11 protein-coding genes are annotated in these 11,559 nt (G+C 61.8%); 8 read left to right on the top strand and 3 right to left on the bottom strand.

What is annotated here, in order from left to right; all coding sequences use genetic code 11:
- Positions 1-260 precede the first annotated feature (260 nt).
- The 6 genes from ACNFCJ_RS23415 to ACNFCJ_RS23390 all read left to right on the top strand — a co-directional run bounded on the left by ACNFCJ_RS23415 (position 261) and on the right by ACNFCJ_RS23390 (position 4,892).
- Positions 261-974, top strand: coding sequence for a TetR/AcrR family transcriptional regulator (locus ACNFCJ_RS23415; RefSeq protein WP_416773813.1), 714 nt, complete (start codon positions 261-263; stop codon positions 972-974).
- Positions 975-1,017: 43 nt separating this feature from the next.
- The gene (locus ACNFCJ_RS23410; protein ID WP_416773812.1) at positions 1,018-1,569 is read left to right on the top strand and encodes a hypothetical protein; all 552 of its coding nucleotides are present in this window, start codon (positions 1,018-1,020) and stop codon (positions 1,567-1,569) included.
- Between the two features lie 8 nt (positions 1,570-1,577).
- Positions 1,578-2,867: a flavohemoglobin expression-modulating QEGLA motif protein gene (locus ACNFCJ_RS23405; protein WP_416773811.1), complete on the top strand. Its 1,290-nt coding sequence runs from the start codon at positions 1,578-1,580 to the stop codon at positions 2,865-2,867.
- 75 nt (positions 2,868-2,942) lie between these two features.
- Positions 2,943-3,689 carry a TIGR00266 family protein gene (locus tag ACNFCJ_RS23400; protein WP_099525767.1) on the top strand — a complete coding sequence of 249 codons (747 nt, stop codon included), beginning with the start codon at positions 2,943-2,945 and terminating at the stop codon, positions 3,687-3,689.
- Positions 3,679-4,572, top strand: a complete 894-nt coding sequence (locus ACNFCJ_RS23395; protein ID WP_416773810.1) for an alpha/beta hydrolase — start codon at positions 3,679-3,681, stop codon at positions 4,570-4,572. The genes ACNFCJ_RS23400 and ACNFCJ_RS23395 overlap by 11 nt, the downstream gene beginning before the upstream one ends.
- Complete coding sequence (locus tag ACNFCJ_RS23390) at positions 4,569-4,892, top strand: hypothetical protein (RefSeq protein WP_143505881.1); 324 nt, start codon at positions 4,569-4,571, stop codon at positions 4,890-4,892. The genes ACNFCJ_RS23395 and ACNFCJ_RS23390 overlap by 4 nt, the downstream gene beginning before the upstream one ends.
- 831 nt (positions 4,893-5,723) lie before the next feature.
- Here the strand turns inward: ACNFCJ_RS23390 and ACNFCJ_RS23385 are convergent.
- From ACNFCJ_RS23385 to ACNFCJ_RS23375, 3 genes are all read right to left on the bottom strand, one after another.
- Positions 5,724-6,509, bottom strand: a complete 786-nt coding sequence (locus tag ACNFCJ_RS23385) for an OmpA family protein (RefSeq protein ID WP_143505880.1) — start codon at positions 6,507-6,509, stop codon at positions 5,724-5,726.
- 47 nt (positions 6,510-6,556) lie between these two features.
- Positions 6,557-6,970: a DUF4398 domain-containing protein gene (locus ACNFCJ_RS23380; protein ID WP_177429678.1), complete on the bottom strand. Its 414-nt coding sequence runs from the start codon at positions 6,968-6,970 to the stop codon at positions 6,557-6,559.
- A 419-nt stretch (positions 6,971-7,389) separates the two neighbouring features.
- Entirely contained in the window at positions 7,390-7,734 is a 345-nt protein-coding gene (locus ACNFCJ_RS23375) for a pilin assembly protein (protein WP_416773809.1), read from the bottom strand.
- 167 nt (positions 7,735-7,901) lie between these two features.
- Between ACNFCJ_RS23375 and ppc the strand changes: the two genes are divergently transcribed.
- The gene (gene ppc, locus ACNFCJ_RS23370) at positions 7,902-10,538 is read left to right on the top strand and encodes a phosphoenolpyruvate carboxylase (RefSeq protein ID WP_416773808.1); all 2,637 of its coding nucleotides are present in this window, start codon (positions 7,902-7,904) and stop codon (positions 10,536-10,538) included.
- A gap of 223 nt (positions 10,539-10,761) precedes the next feature.
- Positions 10,762-11,409 carry an adenylate kinase gene (gene adk / locus ACNFCJ_RS23365; protein WP_125836591.1) on the top strand — a complete coding sequence of 216 codons (648 nt, stop codon included), beginning with the start codon at positions 10,762-10,764 and terminating at the stop codon, positions 11,407-11,409.
- The last annotated feature ends 150 nt before the right edge of the window (positions 11,410-11,559 follow it).

Genomic DNA, 11,559 nt, shown 5'->3' with positions numbered 1-11,559 from the left:
GTGCCAAGGCGCGGGAAAGTCGCATAAAAAAATCCGATGCTCAAAACAAGCATCGGATTTTCGTTTCAGCGCGCAGAAGGTCAAGCTGTAGCGCTTAACTGACTGGCATTAGCCTTCGGGCGGCTTTTTGCTACTTGTCGTTATGCATTTCGCGGCGGTTTCGCTGGGTGCCTGGCCTGTAAGCGAAACGGAGCCTTTTGCTTGCATGTCCAAGCCATTACTCTCCCTGTCATAACTAGAACGTAGAGGGTCGACCCACCGTGAGCTCCGTGTCTGCGCCCCCCAATGCCACACAGGCAGCCAACGCTGTCGCCGAAAGTGTCCAGTACCAGGGCCGCAAGGCCAGTCGCCAGGGCAGTGAGCAGCGCCGCCAGGCGATTCTCGATGCCGCCATGCGCATCATCGTGCGCGAGGGCGTGCGCGCCGTGCGTCATCGCGCGGTGGCTGCCGAAGCGCAGGTACCTCTGTCGGCCACGACCTACTATTTCAAGGATATCGATGACCTGATCACCGATACCTTCGCCCAGTTCGTCGAACGCAGCGCTGCGCAGATGGCGGCATTCTGGGCGGGTACCCAGGGTGCGCTGGAGGCGATGGTCGGGCGTCTGGATGGCAGCGAGCAGGCACGCAGGCAACTGGCCGACGAGATCGCCGGGCTGGCGGTGCAGTACGTGCAGCGTCAGTTGTGTGAGCGTCGTGACCACCTGATCGCCGAGCAGGCGTTTCAGCAGGAAGCCCTGCTCAATCCACGACTGCGCGAGCTGGTGCGAGCTCACCGGCAGATCCTGCAGCAGGGTGTCACCCACTTCTTCGAAGTGCTGGGCTCGCGCCAGCCCGAACAGGATGCCGTGCTGTTGACGGCCGCCATCGTGCGGATGGAGTATCAGGGCCTGCTAGACGGCATAGAGCACCTGGACAGCCAAGGAATGCTGGCCATCCTTAAACGCTACATGAATCTGGTTCTGGGGTTGTAAACCGTCGATCATCGGGTCGAACGGCCTTCACAAGGAGAGCATAATGAAAGCCTGGCGCGCATTGGTCGCCCTGTCCTTCCTGCTGTTGAGTGGCTGCCTGGTCACCTTCAAGGACCCGATTCCGGCCAACGAGGCTGCGCCCATACCGCTGCTGGGCGTATGGACCCGGCAGGATGAGTGGGGCGATCAGCTGTTTCTGGAAATCACCCGTGCCGGCTCCAATCTCTACCAGGCGCGCATTTACGAGGGCAGCGCGGACAACCTCGGCAGCCTCGAGGAGTTCGGCTTCACCGTCGCTCACCATGGTCGCCGCTGGTACCTCTCCGCGGGCTTGCCGAAGAGCCTGGGCGCCAACTTCGCCATCGCCGGTTTCGAGTTGACCAAGGACAACGAACTGGTGCTGTACAACCTCGACACCGACCGCATTCTTCAGGATATGGAAAAGGGCCTGCTGCAAGGGCAGACCGTCTCCATGCCCGAAGCCGATGGTGCATTGATCACCAGCCCGCTGGACAAGGTGTTCGCCTACCTCGACGACCCGGCCAATGCCGACCTGTTCGTCGAGGTGGCGCGTTATCAGCAGGCCGCCGAGTAGGAACTGCAATGAATAGCCAGCAAAAACTGGACGACTATCAGCTCTGTATCCGTGCCCTCAGTGACCGCATCGTCGATGCGCAAACGCCCATCCGCGTACTCGATGCGGTGAAGTGGGACGATGGCATCCGTGACGGCTTTCTCAAGGCCAAGGGCAAGCAGCCGCCAGCCGTGGATCGCGACTACTACCTGAATCGACCGCTGGCTTTCGATGCCGCTGCGAAGAAGTTGGAATTCCAGAACATCGAGCGTGACATCACCCGTCAACTCGGCCAGTTCAATCCGGTCGGGCAGATCATGCGGCGCATGTGCAAGGAATACCGCATGGTCATCCGCATGCTCGAAGCGCGTGGCACCGAGGACTTCGGCCTGATCAGCCAGGAGCTGTATGGCGCTGCCTCCGACGCCTTCCATGCCGGTGATCCGACCTTGGCCGATCTCGGCCTGATGCTCTCGGACTACCTCAATAACATCGCCGCGCGTGGCGACCTGGAAGACGAGGCCAAGACCCTCGGTGCCAGTGATGCAGTGAACATCCTGCAGCAGCGCCTGGCTGGCGTATTTGGCGACGAAACCATTCGTGTGTTTGAGTCCGACGGTATTCTCGCAGATGCCGCCGCTGGCGCCGACTACATCAAGATCCGCAGCGATGCGCGTTTCAACGAGCGTGATGTCAAGGCGTTGGAGGTGCACGAAGGTCTGGTGCATGTCGGCACCACGCTCAACGGGCTCAACCAGCCGATCTGCACGTTCCTGGCCAAGGGCCCGCCCTCATCGACGGTGACCCAGGAGGGTCTGGCCATTCTCATGGAGGTGATCGCCTTTGCTTCCTACCCCACGCGCTTGCGCAAGCTGACCAACCGCACCCGCGCCATCCACATGGCCGAAGAGGGCGCGGATTTTCTCGAGGTATTCGAGTTCTTCCGCGAGCAGGGCTATGGCCTTGAAGGCGGTTACAGCAATGCCAGCCGGGTGTTCCGTGGGTCCTTGCCGATGGGCCTGCCGTTCACCAAGGACCTTTCCTACCTCAAGGGTTTCATCCTCATCTACAACTACATCCAGCTGGCGGTGCGCAAAGGCAAGCTGGAGCAGATTCCGCTGCTGTTCTGCGGCAAGACCACCCTGGAAGACATGCGCACGCTGCGCAAGCTGGTGGACGAGGGGCTGGTGCAGCCACCCAAGTATCTGCCGCCGCAGTTTCAGGACATGAACGCGCTGTCGGCCTGGATGTGCTTCTCCAACTTCCTCAATCACCTGAGCCTGGATCGCATCGAAGCGGACTACGCCAATATCCTTTGATCGCAGTCCGGTAGGGTGCGCTGCGCCACGCATCGCCAGGCATACACCGTCGTGGCCCACTTCGGAGACCAGCAAGTGCCCAGTCATCAACTCGAATACGAAATCCTCGGCGCTTCGGCGCAATCGGTGGAGATCATTCTCGACCCCGGTGAGACGGTGATCGCCGAAGCCGGGGCGATGAACTACATGACCGACGGCGTGCGCTTCGAGACGCGCATGGGTGATGGCTCGTCCAATGGTCTGCTGGGCAAGCTGTGGAGCGTCGGTAAACGCATGCTCACCGGTGAGTCACTGTTCATGACTCACTTCAGCAATGCCGGCAAGAGTCAGGCACGGGTCGCCTTCGCCGCGCCTTATCCGGGCACCGTGGTGCCCATCGACCTGGCAAAAATCGGTGGTCGCTTGATCTGCCAGAAAGACGCTTTCCTCTGCGCCGCGCATGGCACCAGCATCGGCATCAGCTTCGCCAAACGCCTGGGCGCCGGCTTCTTCGGTGGTGAGGGTTTCATCCTGCAGAAGCTCGACGGTGACGGCCTGGCTTTCGTGCATGCTGGCGGCACCGTGATCCGCAAGGAGCTGAACAACGAAACCTTGCGCCTGGACACCGGTTGCCTGGTGGCCTTCAGCAGCGGTATCGATTACGACATTGCCCTGGCAGGCGGCCTGAAAAGCATGCTCTTCGGTGGCGAAGGCATTTTGCTGACCACGCTCAAAGGCACTGGCACGGTGTGGATTCAGAGCCTGCCGTTCTCGCGTCTGGCCGAGCGCGTCTACGCGGCGACCGTTCAGGCTCGCGAAGAGGTGCGCGCCGGTGGCAAGTAGCCTGCGGGCGTTGGTGTTGCTGCTGGCCAGCCTGTGGCTGGCTGGTTGCAGCGGCCTGCTGTTCTACCCGGAACCAGGGCTGCCGATTACCCCGGAGCGTGCCGGGCTGGAATACCGCGACATCGAGCTGCGCGCCGCCGATGGCACGCGTTTGCACGCCTGGTGGTTGCCGACCAAGGCTGGGGTGAAGGTCAAGGGCACGGTACTTCACCTGCATGGCAATGGCGGCAACCTGGCCTGGCACCTGGGTGGCGTTCACTGGCTGCCGGAGCAGGGCTATCAGGTGTTGATGCTGGATTATCGTGGCTACGGTCTGTCCGAGGGTAAGCCGCGTTTGCCCAAGGTTTACCAGGATATCGACGCGGCCTTCACCTGGCTCGATCAGGCGCCGCAGGTGCAGGGCACGCCGCTTTTCCTGCTTGGGCAGAGCCTCGGTGGTGCGTTAGCCGTGCATTATCTGGCCGAGTATCCCGAGCGCCAATCGACCTTGCAGGCCATCGCTCTGGACGGTGTGCCGGCCAGTTATCGCGACGTCGCCCGCCATGCGCTGAGCAAGTCCTGGTTGACCTGGCCGCTGCAGGTGCCGTTGTCCTGGCTGGTGCCGGACGGCGACAGCGCGATTCACAGCATCGATCGACTCGCAGGCGCGCCCTTACTGATCTATCACAGTGTTGACGACGTGATCGTGCCGCTTTCCAATGGCCAGCGTTTGTATCAAGCTGCGCGCCCGCCACGCGCTTTTCAGGCGACCCGTGGCCCGCATGTGCAAACCTTTGCCGAGCCCGCCTGGCGCCAGTCGCTACTGGCGTTCTTCGTCGCGCCGCAGGCCTACGTCGAGCGCCTGGGACCGGCTACCGAATCCGCAACAGAGAGTCCGCAATGACCGAACGTAATCCCATCCCCCTGATCCTCACGGGTGTCGCCAGCATCGTCGGCACCATCGGCGTGCTCTGGTACTACGGCTATGTGCATTTCGCCAAACCGGAGGACGCACTACTGCTCTCCGACTTCACCATGCTCAAGACCATTCCCGGCGAGGACTACAAGGTCTCGCTGAAACCGGCCGATCAGGTGGCGCAGTGCATCGATGGCGTGCTGGTGTTGTTCGATCTGCAGCAGAAAGGGCTGACTGGCGTGCTGGTGGACAACAAGAAGCAGGCTGTGCGTTGCATCGGTCAGGAAACTCCGGCGCTGGAGCAGTAAAGTCCGGCGCCAAAAAAGAAGGTTCTTCGCATAGCTTGGGGAAAGTGCGGGTTGACACACCGGACTGGCAAGTTTGTGTGCGTCTTGCTTGCTGACTTAGCACTATCTATTACCGCGTGCGCTGAGCGTTTGGGTTGCGCCCCTTACGGGCGCCACACCTTTCTTGCTTGCCCAAGAAAGGTGTGCCAAAGAAGGGCACCCCGACATCCGGGTTTCGCTGCGCGAAACTTCCCTCGCTCCGGCGCTGCTCCGGGTGCCGGCTTACATGGGCCATCCCTGGCCCATTAAGCCTCTCGCCGCATCCATGCGGCTCGCTCCCCTACGCAACACCTACGTTCGGCCTCCTGAAGGGGACCAGGTCGCGAGCTTGCGTAATCTTCGCGAAATTGAAATTGGCAGCGTCTGTACCTTGCCTTTGCTCTTCAACTGCGATGGTGCAAACGACGCCCAAGTCCCCTTCAGGAGGCCGAGTGGAATCGCCGTGGAAGGGGTTGAGCGACATGGATGTCGCGAGAGCTGCGATGGGCCATGGATGGCCCTTCGCAGCGTGCCCCTGGAGTGGTGATGTAGCGAGGGAACCCCGGCGCAGCTGGGGCCGGATGGTGGGGTGTCCTTCTCTTTGGTTACTTTCTCTTGGGCAAGCAAGAGAAAGTAACTCGCCCGTGAGGGGCGAAACCCATCAGGCCAGGCGGCGTGTGAATGGAGAGTGCCAAATCATCGAAAGCCCACACGTAATTGCCAGTTCGGTGTCAAGCGTATTCTCCCCGCGAAAATGCGATGTACCAAAAAGAAACCCGCCATCAGGCGGGTTTCTTCATTACAGCGGTGCTATCAGGCGCCGGCAGACGAGCGCGGAGCGACCGGCTGGTTGTCGTTGGAGATGGTCACCTCCACGCGACGGTTCTGCGCACGACCGGAGTCGCTGGAGTTGTCCGCAACCGGATACTCCTTGCCATAACCCTGGGCGACGATGCGCGTCGGCTCCACACCGGCGCGAATCAGTGCGCGACGGACGGACTCGGCGCGACGCTCGGACAGACCCTGGTTGTAGCTGGCCGAGCCGACGCTGTCGGTGTAACCCTCGACGATCACCTGACGCTCCGGGTTTTCCTGGAGAAAGCGTGCCAGCTGGGTGACGTTGGGCAGCGCGCTGCTCTTCAGTTCGGCCTTGTTGAAGTCGAACAGAACGTCACCGAAGGTCACCAGCGTGCCGCGTTCGGTCTGCTTGGCGTTGAGGCTGTCCTGCAGCTTGCGGATCTGTGCATCGCGAGCATCGAGCAGAGCCTGGGCGCGCTGCGCCGAGGAGTTCTTAAGCTCGGCTTCGGCGTTACGCAGCACGATGGTCTGCTTGGCCACGTCGACGCGCTTGTTGGTCAGGTAGGCCAGTTGGTCGACCTTCTTCTCATCTTCCTTTTCCATGTAGGCCTTTTCGGCCTTGTTCAGCCATTCCTGGGCTTCCTTGGTTTCCAGCGCCGCGACCTTGCTCGCCTGCGGATCGCTCTGCAGCGAGGAGAAGTTGCTACGCGCCGACTCCAGGTTGGCGTTGGGCTGGTGCGAGCAGGCGGCCAGGCCGACGCTCAGGGCCAGAAGGGCGGGGATCATCACGTGTTTACGCATGGCGTTCATCCTTTGATCTGTCAGCGAATGGGTGGGGTGCATGGCGCTCACTGAGCGTTACGCATGCCTTCCTCACGCAGTTCCTGAACACCCTGGCGGGCGTCCTGCAATGCTTGTTCGGCTTTGGCGGCCTGAGCCTTGCGCTCGGCGAGACGAGCATCCCATTCAGCCTGTTCGGCCAGGCGGCGGGCTTTCTCGTACTCTTTCTCATGCATGGCCAGTTCGGCCTCTTTGAGCTTGTCCTGCGCAGACTTCATTTCCACGGCGGCAAACTCGGTACCGCCAGCGCTGATCGCCGAGTTCACGGCAGATTGCGTCACGGCATATTGCTCGCTGGGCGGGTTACCCGCGCAGCCAGCCAGTACCAGGCTGCTGCCCAGTACCAAGGCGGCCAGTTTGATCCCGTGCAGGCGGCTGCGCGGGGCTTTTTCGGTATGGGTCTTCATGGCGGCTAACTCCATTTGAAACACTCCTATGAACGACGATATCCGTAGCGATTGGCCTCTCGTGTCGTCCGTCTACCAAAGGTGTTGGCGGTGTCGGCTGGTCACGATGGCCTGTAAGTGGGACCGGCAGGTTTTTCGAATAGTTCAGAAAAAAACACAGTCTGCTTATGGCTTTCTGGATGACTGGTTAGTCGACTATGTGCGTATGGAAAGGCCTCGGCGTGGTTTTTATGCGCACATAGAGCGCTCATAAACCCTTCTATCTAGCTGGTTTTGTGGATTTTTGCGGGGTGAGGGAGGCCGGCGCGCCTGCGTATCGGCGGAGGCGGAGGAAGGTGCTGCATCGATGCAGAAAGGGCTGATCGGCAGACGTGTTATCTGCCTGAACGCTCGAAACTGAACAATATGTCGAACACAAAGGCCCGTTCAGGGCGTCAATGGCTCGTCTCTTTGCTCGTGTCACTCAGTTCGCGCAGGTATTTGCGCGACAGCGCCAGGAAACGTGGAGTCGGACCGACGTCCTCGTACAACGGGTCGCCTTGCTCGTCCAGCGCCACCACTTTGTTGCCGCGCACGTAAGGCAGGCTGGCCTCGAGTTCCTCGAGCGCCGCGCAGATCAGCTCTCCGAGCAGTTCCTCGCTGTGATGCTTGGGGTACATCTCGGTGAGCGCCGCCAGGCGAGCGGCCGATTCGATATCCAGGTGGATGTGATAACGAGTCGGTGTCAGGTGGCCCTTGGCATTTTGTTCCCAGTGTTTTGCCAGTTCGCGAATTCTCATGTCGTAGCTCCTCACAGGTGGCGCAAGCGGTGCCCATTGGCGAAACCGCAGCGCCCATCGACAAGCCTAGACCCAGCACGCAGGCTCGCCTTGGTGCGCGTCGCACCCTTGTAAGAAGTTGGCGCGCTGGGCACTCTGTTGACACTGGACAGGAGAAGGAGTGCGACATGGCGGAAATTGATGCGCGCCTGCGTGAAGAGGTGCACCTGCTCGGCGAGTTGCTCGGGCATACCATCAGCACCCAGCTGGGCGACGAGTTTCTCGACAAGATCGAACGCATTCGCAAGTCGGCCAAAGCTGGCCGTCGTGGCTCTGCCGCAGGTGCCGAGCAGCTGACCAGTACCTTGGGCGATCTGGGTGACGACGAACTGTTACCGGTGGCACGGGCCTTCAATCAGTTTCTCAACCTGGCCAATATCGCCGAGCAGCAGCACCGTGTGCGTCGTCGCCGTGCCGGTGAGCCCGAGCCGTTCGAGTTGCGTGTGCTCGACGAATTGCTTGAACGTCTGCTCGCCGCCGGGCAGGGCAGTGATGAGCTGGCGCGTCAGTTGGGGCGCCTGGACATCGAACTGGTGCTTACCGCCCACCCCACTGAAGTGGCGCGGCGTACCCTGATCCAAAAATACGATGCCATCGCCGCGCAACTGACGGCGCTGGATCACAGCGACCTGTCGCCGAGTGAACGTGAGCGCATCGTCGAACGTTTGCAGCGGCTGATCGCCGAGGCCTGGCACACCGAGGAAATTCGCCGCAGTCGGCCCAGTCCGGTGGATGAAGCTAAATGGGGCTTCGCTGTCATCGAGCATTCGCTGTGGCAGGCCGTGCCGCAGTTCCTGCGACGTGCCGATCAGAGCCTGCAGGCCGCCACCGGCTTGCGTCTGCCGCTGGAGGCTGCGCCGATTCGTTTCGCCTCGTGGATGGGCGGCGACCGCGACGGCAACCCCAATGTCACCGCGCGAGTGACCCGAGAGGTGTTGCTGCTGGCGCGCTGGATGGCCGCCGATCTTTATCTGCGCGATGTCGACAACCTGGCCGCGGAGCTGTCCATGCAGCAGGCCAGTGACGAACTACGCGCGCAGGTGGGCGACAGCGCCGAGCCTTACCGTGCCTTGCTCAAACAGTTACGTGAACGCCTGCGCGAAACGCGCAGCTGGGCGCAGCAGGCGCTCACTGCCGATGTGGCGCCCAGCGCTGCGGTGCTGCGCGACAACCATGATCTGTTGGCGCCGCTGCAGCTCTGCTACCAGTCACTGCATGCCTGCGGCATGGGCGTGATCGCCGATGGTCCGTTGCTCGATTGCCTGCGCCGGGCAGCCACCTTCGGTCTGTTCCTGGTGCGTCTCGACGTGCGTCAGGATTCCTCCCGGCATGCGGCTGCGATGTCGGAAATCACCGATTATCTCGGACTCGGTCGCTACGCCGAATGGGATGAGGAGACGCGTCTGAGCTTCCTCCAGCGCGAGCTGGAAAACCGCCGCCCCTTGCTGCCAAGCGATTATCGACCCTCGGCCGATACCGCCGAGGTGCTCGCTACCTGTCGCGAGGTGGCAGCCGCTCCTACCGCATCGCTGGGTTCCTACGTGATCTCCATGGCTGGTGCCGCCTCCGATGTGCTGGCCGTGCAACTGCTGCTGAAAGAGGCCGGGTTGCGCCGGCCGATGCGGGTGGTGCCACTTTTTGAAACCCTGGCCGATCTGGACCACGCCGGGCCGGTGATCGATCGTCTGCTGGGGTTGCCCGGCTATCGCGCGCGCCTGCATGGCCCGCAGGAAGTGATGATCGGCTATTCCGATTCGGCCAAGGACGCCGGTACAACCGCCGCTGCCTGGGCGCAGTACCGCGCTCAGGAGGAGCTGGTGCGTCTGTGTCGTGAGCATCAGGTCGAACTGCTGCTGTTCCACGGTCGCGGTGGCACCGTCGGCCGTGGCGGTGGCCCCGCTCACGCAGCGATCCTGTCGCAACCCCCTGGCTCGGTGGCAGGGCGGTTCCGCACCACCGAGCAGGGGGAAATGATCCGCTTCAAGTTCGGCCTGCCGGATGTCGCCGAACAGAATCTCAACCTCTATCTGGCTGCAGTGCTGGAAGCCACGCTACTGCCACCGCCAGCACCGGAGCCGAGCTGGCGGGCGATGATGGACCGCCTCGCCGATGCCGGCGTGAAGGCTTATCGCGACGTGGTACGCGAGCATCCGCAGTTCGTCGAATATTTCCGCCAGGCCACGCCGGAGCAGGAGCTCGGCCGCTTGCCGCTGGGCAGTCGCCCGGCCAAGCGGCGTGAAGGGGGCGTGGAAAGTCTGCGTGCGATCCCCTGGATCTTCGCCTGGACGCAGACACGCCTGATGTTGCCAGCCTGGCTCGGCTGGGAGCAGGCGCTGGGGCAGGCGCTGCAAGGCGGTGATGCTGAACTGCTGAAAAGCATGCGCGAGCAATGGCCATTCTTCCGCACCCGCATCGACATGCTGGAAATGGTCCTGACCAAAGCGGATGCCAATATCGCCGCCCTGTATGACGAGCGTCTGGTCGAGCCGGCCCTGCAGCCGCTGGGGGCGCAGTTACGCGACCTATTGTCGCAGGCGTGCGCTGCCGTGCTGGAATTGACCGGGCAGTCTCGGCTGCTTGCGCACAATCCGGAAACCCTGGAATCGATCAGCGTGCGCAACACCTACCTCGACCCGCTGCACCTGCTGCAGGCCGAGCTGCTGGCGCGCTGCCGGCAACGTGAACAGGCGCCGGAGAGCCCTCTGGAGCAGGCGTTGCTGGTCAGCGTGGCAGGTATCGCTGCAGGTTTGCGCAACACCGGTTGAAGGGCGGCAGGTGCTGGCCGGCATATGCCTGGCCAGCGTCATATACCGGATTCAGGCCGCCAGGAGGAGGGGTTTTATCCGACTTTTGGCGGCTTGTGCGCCTGGGGTGCGCTGTGTATCTTGAGCAGCCTTTTGGCCGCTACGGCAGCCGCACTACATTCAAGAGATTGGCCCCACGAGGCGAGTCCGACCGATTACTACATAACTCTTGAGGAGCACATCGATGCGCGTGATTCTGCTGGGGGCGCCCGGTGCCGGCAAAGGTACCCAGGCTCGCTACATCACCGAGAAATTCGGCATTCCGCAAATCTCCACTGGCGACATGCTGCGTGCTGCGGTCAAGGCTGGCACCGAACTCGGCCTGAAGGCCAAGAGCGTGATGGATGCCGGTGGTCTGGTCTCCGACGACCTGATCATCAATCTGGTCAAGGAGCGCATCGCTCAGGCCGATTGCGCCAATGGTTTCCTGTTCGACGGCTTCCCGCGCACCATTCCGCAAGCCGAAGCGCTGCGTGATGCTGGCGTCGCTCTTGATCACGTGGTCGAGATTGCCGTGGAGGACGAAGAGATCGTCAAGCGTCTGTCTGGCCGTCGCGTTCACCCGGCTTCCGGCCGTGTCTACCACATCGAGTACAACCCACCGAAGGTTGCCGGCAAGGACGACATCAGTGGTGAGGAACTGGTCCAGCGCGAAGACGACAAGGAAGAAACCGTGCGTCATCGCCTGTCCGTCTATCATTCGCAGACCAAGCCGCTGGTGGACTTCTATCAGAAGCTCTCCGCTGCATCCGGTACCCCGAAATACAGTCATATCCCGGGTGTCGGCAGCGTCGAAGAAATCACCGCGAAGACCCTGGCAGCCCTGGGCTGAGTCCAGCTCGCCGAGTGTCATCGCAACAAGGCCCCGAAACAGACTGTGTGAAAACCTAGCAGTCTGAGAGCAAGCTGAAGACAATGCCTCCATCAGTCGATGGGGGCATTGTCGTTTATGGGCTACATCCAGGGCGAAGGTCGTCAGCAA

Origin of the sequence: Pseudomonas sp. NY15364 (assembly GCF_048068235.1) — a bacterium.
GTDB classification, from domain to species: Bacteria; Pseudomonadota; Gammaproteobacteria; order Pseudomonadales; family Pseudomonadaceae; genus Aquipseudomonas; species Aquipseudomonas mendocina_D.
This window is presented reverse-complemented; position numbering and strand designations above follow the sequence as displayed.

Coding starts and splice junctions, on each gene's coding strand:
- ACNFCJ_RS23410 (WP_416773812.1), top strand. CDS start 1,018: ATGAAAGCCTGGCGCGCATTGGTCGCCCTGTCCTTCCTGCTGTTGAGT.
- ACNFCJ_RS23405 (WP_416773811.1), top strand. CDS start 1,578: ATGAATAGCCAGCAAAAACTGGACGACTATCAGCTCTGTATCCGTGCC.
- ACNFCJ_RS23390 (WP_143505881.1), top strand. CDS start 4,569: ATGACCGAACGTAATCCCATCCCCCTGATCCTCACGGGTGTCGCCAGC.
- ACNFCJ_RS23385 (WP_143505880.1), bottom strand. CDS start 6,509: ATGCGTAAACACGTGATGATCCCCGCCCTTCTGGCCCTGAGCGTCGGC.
- ACNFCJ_RS23380 (WP_177429678.1), bottom strand. CDS start 6,970: ATGGAGTTAGCCGCCATGAAGACCCATACCGAAAAAGCCCCGCGCAGC.
- ACNFCJ_RS23375 (WP_416773809.1), bottom strand. CDS start 7,734: ATGAGAATTCGCGAACTGGCAAAACACTGGGAACAAAATGCCAAGGGC.
- ppc (WP_416773808.1), top strand. CDS start 7,902: ATGGCGGAAATTGATGCGCGCCTGCGTGAAGAGGTGCACCTGCTCGGC.
- adk (WP_125836591.1), top strand. CDS start 10,762: ATGCGCGTGATTCTGCTGGGGGCGCCCGGTGCCGGCAAAGGTACCCAG.